At 60.6% G+C, this 4,043-nt stretch carries 3 protein-coding genes; 2 read left to right on the top strand and 1 reads right to left on the bottom strand.

Going from position 1 to position 4,043, the window contains the following annotated elements; translation table 11 throughout:
- A partial coding sequence (locus AACS18_RS17315; RefSeq protein ID WP_258228758.1) for a methyl-accepting chemotaxis protein occupies positions 1-1,704 on the top strand: 1,704 nt, incomplete at its 5' end.
- Positions 1,705-1,775: 71 nt separating this feature from the next.
- Here AACS18_RS17315 and AACS18_RS17310 read toward each other — a convergent pair.
- Positions 1,776-2,651: a 6-pyruvoyl trahydropterin synthase family protein gene (locus AACS18_RS17310; RefSeq protein WP_181363313.1), complete on the bottom strand. Its 876-nt coding sequence runs from the start codon at positions 2,649-2,651 to the stop codon at positions 1,776-1,778.
- Positions 2,652-2,731: 80 nt separating this feature from the next.
- Here AACS18_RS17310 and AACS18_RS17305 point away from each other — a divergent pair.
- The coding region (locus tag AACS18_RS17305; protein WP_108612839.1) for a dihydroorotase at positions 2,732-4,043 on the top strand (1,312 nt) is incomplete at its 3' end.

The raw sequence follows: 4,043 nt of genomic DNA, 5'->3' as shown, positions 1-4,043 counted from the left end.
TTGCGCCAGCAGGTGGCCCACCACCCCGAACTGCAAGGGGAGATGAGCAGCCTCAGCCAGCAGGTCGACAGCTACCTGCAACTGACCGATACCCTGCCCGGCGAACACGAGGCGTTGCTCACCCGACTGCACAAGGTCAATCTGGCCAAGGGGCAGTTTCAGGTCAGTCTGCCCCAGTTCAAGAAGAGTCTGGGTGACATGATGGTCACCATCGACGACAGCTTTATCAAGATGCTCTCCGAGACCCTGACCACCAAGCTTTCCGCCATTGAACTCTCCACCATGGACGCCCTCAACCAGACTATTCCGGCCCCCATCGAAGGGGCGCTCAAGCGCAACAAGATGCAGATCGAGGGGTTCAACAGCACCATCAAGGATCTGCAGGGGGAGCTCAAGAACTTCGAGAACGACATGGGCCACTATGTTCACGGCTTTGTGCGCGACACCACAGCCAGCGAAGGCGTGCTGGCCCAGTATCTGGCGCTGATGAAGCAGCAGGAGCTGATGCGGGAGAAGAGCAAGCAGGCCAGCGCTCTCATCGTCGAGATCCAGAACCGGCTTGAGCGGATCACCGGCCAGAGTCAGCAGCTGATGAGTCAAAGCATTCAGCACGCCAAAGCCACACAGAGCCAGAGCACCCTGACCCAGGGAACCAGCATCGTAGTCGCCATCCTGATCGCCATGCTGGTGGCTTATACCCTGGGCAAGGCCATTCGCCGTCCGCTCAGGGAGTTGCTGCGGGTGCTGACCGAAGTGACTCAGGGCGACATGACCCAGCGCATCGGTTTTCAGAGCAAGAACGAATTTGGTCAGCTGGGCAGCCAGATCAACCTGCTGATTGCCCAGATGGGGGAGGTGCTGGCACAGCTTTCACAAGCGTCGGCCCAGCTTAACGATGCCGCCCACGGCAACCGCCACACCACCGAATCGGTGCGGGCGGATCTGGAGAAACAGCGGCAGGAGACCGCCTCGGTCGCCGCCGCCATGACCCAGATGGAGGCCTCGGTGCGGGAAGTCGCGCAGGCTGCCAACCAGACCCTGGAGCGGGTGCAGGATGTGGAGAAGGCCTCCGAGATGGGGCGCAAGGTGATGGCAGGCAATATCACCACCACTCATCAACTGGCGGGCAAGCTGCAACAGACCGGCAAGGTGATTGGTGATGTGAGCGCCATGAGCAGCCAGATCGGCAACATCCTCGATGTCATTCGCGGCATTGCCGAGCAGACCAACCTGCTGGCCCTCAACGCCGCCATCGAAGCGGCGCGGGCCGGCGAGCAGGGGCGCGGATTTGCGGTGGTGGCGGATGAGGTGCGCAGTCTGGCGGGCCGCACCGCGCAATCCACCAGCGAGATCCAGACCATGATCGAGAACCTGCAGCAGGGGGTTGCCAGAGCGGTAACCGTGATGCAGGAGTGCTCTCGCGAGATGGACAGCTGCGTGGATCAGAGCTCTCACGCCAACAACGCCATGGAAGAGGTGCAGGGGATTGTGGTGCTGATCAGCGACATGTCGAGCCAGATCGCCTCTGCCGCCGAGCAGCAGCAGGCGACCAGCGCCGATATCGCCACCAACCTCAACCGCATCTCCGATATCTCGGATCTCAACTACCAGGGGATCGAGCGGGTGGCCGAGACCAGCCAGCAGCTGGACTCCCTCGCCGAGCAGCAGGAGAGCCTGGTCAAGCGCTTCCGCCTCAGCGCCTGATGGTCGAGAGTTGAAACAACAAGGCCCCGCAGATGCGGGGCCTTCTTTTTATTACGGTAGTGGCAAGGGGATCAGGCGTAGGCAATCGCGCCCTTGCCGACCCCTTCATAGGCGACAATCTTGACGAACTTGTCGCCCACCATCTTCTTCACTTCGCGGGCGATATAGCAGGCCAGCAGCTCGACCGTGGTGTCGGTGTCGATCATCCCCACCTCGGCGGTGGGGATGGCCAGCTGGAACAGCCCTTGCGGCGCCAAATATTTGAAGCCGCAGTGATGCTCGCCAAGCTGGGCATTGGCGCGGGGGCTCAAAGCGAGCTCGGTCAGCGCCACCTTGTCCTCCTCAGTGCCAAGGTAGATATCGCCCCAGCGTTCGGCCCAGTTGAGCTCAAGCTCCTGGTCGCGCTCGCCATCGATGTGGATCTCGATGGGAGAGCGGTGGCCGTGGGCGATGCGCTGGCAGTTGCCATCGTGCTTTTTCAGGCCATGGCTGTAGTGGTAGAAGGCACCGGTGATCGCCTCCTGACGCAGGGTCAGGGAGAGATCCTTGATATTGCCCGGCAGCCGTTTGGCCAGTACCGCCAGCAGGTAGCGGGTCACCGACTCTTTATCAACTTGCGGGGCAGGGATAAAGGCAAAGCCCTGGGATGGGCAGCGCAGATGGATGGAGCGACCCGGGCGCAGCAGATCCACTGTGCTTTCGTCACCATCCAGTGTCTCGACGTGGATCAGCGGGCACTCGGTCGGCACCAGCAGCTTGTGGTCCACCTCTTCATCGATGATCGACTTGATCAGCTTCTTTACCCGGCCAAAGTCCAGCAGCATGCTCATTTCGTTGAGCTCACCGCTCATTTCGATATCTACCAGCCAGCTCTCGCCCACCATGCCGCGGCGTTCGCAGAGGTAGCTGGAGTCGATCACGGTCAAATCTCTTACAAATAACTTCATCAGTCAGGCCTTGCTACAGAGAAAGGGCAGTTTTGCGCTATTATGACCCGCGATTATCGGCAAAGGAACTGGAACCCCCCATGAACAAACTGCTTATCAAGAATGCCACCCTGGTCAACGAAGGCCGCATCTATGCCTCCGATGTGTTGATCGAGGGGGAACGGATTGCTCGCATCGCCCCAGATATCGAGGCGCCCGATGCGCTGGTGATCGATGCCGCAGGTCGCCATCTCATCCCCGGAATGATCGATGATCAGGTCCACTTCCGGGAGCCGGGATTGACCCACAAGGGGACTATCGCCAGCGAATCCCGCGCCGCCGTCGCCGGTGGCACCACCAGTTTCATGGAAATGCCCAACGTCAATCCCCAGACCACCACCCTCGACGCTCTCGAAGCCAAATACCAGATCGCCGCCAACTCCTCCGTCGCCAACTACAGCTTCTATCTCGGCGCCACCAACGACAACCTTGAAGAGATCAAGCGTCTCGACCCCAAGCAGTCCTGCGGGGTCAAGGTGTTTATGGGCTCTTCGACCGGCAACATGCTGGTGGACAATCAGGAGACCCTGGCGGCCATCTTCCGCGAAAGCCCGGTGATGATCGTCACCCACTGCGAAGACACCCCGACCATCGCCAAGGCGGAAGAGGCGGCGCGGGCCAAGTGGGGCGAGAGTGTGCCGATGGGCGAGCACGGCCGCATTCGCAGTGACGAGGCGTGCTACAAATCCTCCAGCATGGCGGTGGCGCTGGCGAAAAAATACGGTGCCAAGCTGCACGTGCTGCATCTGACCTCGGCCAAGGAGCTGTCGCTGTTTACCGCCAGCCACGACCTGAGCGAGCTGAAGGACAAGAACATCACCGCCGAGGTGTGCGTTCACCACCTCTTCTTCAATGAAGCCGATTACGAGACCCAGGGCAGCCTGATCAAGTGCAACCCTGCGGTGAAGAGTGCCGCCGACCAGCAGGCACTGCTGGATGCGGTACGCAACGACGTGCTCGACATCATCGCCACCGACCACGCGCCCCACACCTGGGAAGAGAAGCAGAACAGCTACTTCAAGGCGCCGTCCGGCGTACCGCTGGTGCAGCACTCTTTGCAGGCGCTGCTGGAGCTCTACCACAACGGCGTGTTTACCCTGGAGACTATCGTCAAGAAGACCTCCCATGCGGTGGCCGAGCGCTTCCAGGTGCAGGATCGCGGTTATATCCGCGAGGGGTATTTCGCCGATTTGGTGCTGCTGGATCTGGGCAAGCCCTATGTGGTCAACGATGACAACATCCTCTACCACTGTGGCTGGTCGCCCTTCAACGGCTACCGCTTCCACAGCACGGTGGAGATGACGCTGGTGAACGGCCAGATCGCCTGGCAAAACGGGCAGGTGACTGACCAGA

This window comes from Aeromonas sp. HMWF015 (assembly GCF_963878965.1).
GTDB lineage: Bacteria > Pseudomonadota > Gammaproteobacteria > Enterobacterales > Aeromonadaceae > Aeromonas > Aeromonas veronii.
The sequence above is the reverse complement of the archived record's forward strand: the minus strand, read 5'-3'. Positions and strand labels throughout refer to the sequence as shown.

Excerpts from the sequence above, each read along its gene's own strand:
- AACS18_RS17310 (WP_181363313.1), bottom strand. The coding sequence starts at position 2,651 with ATGAAGTTATTTGTAAGAGATTTGACCGTGATCGACTCCAGCTACCTC.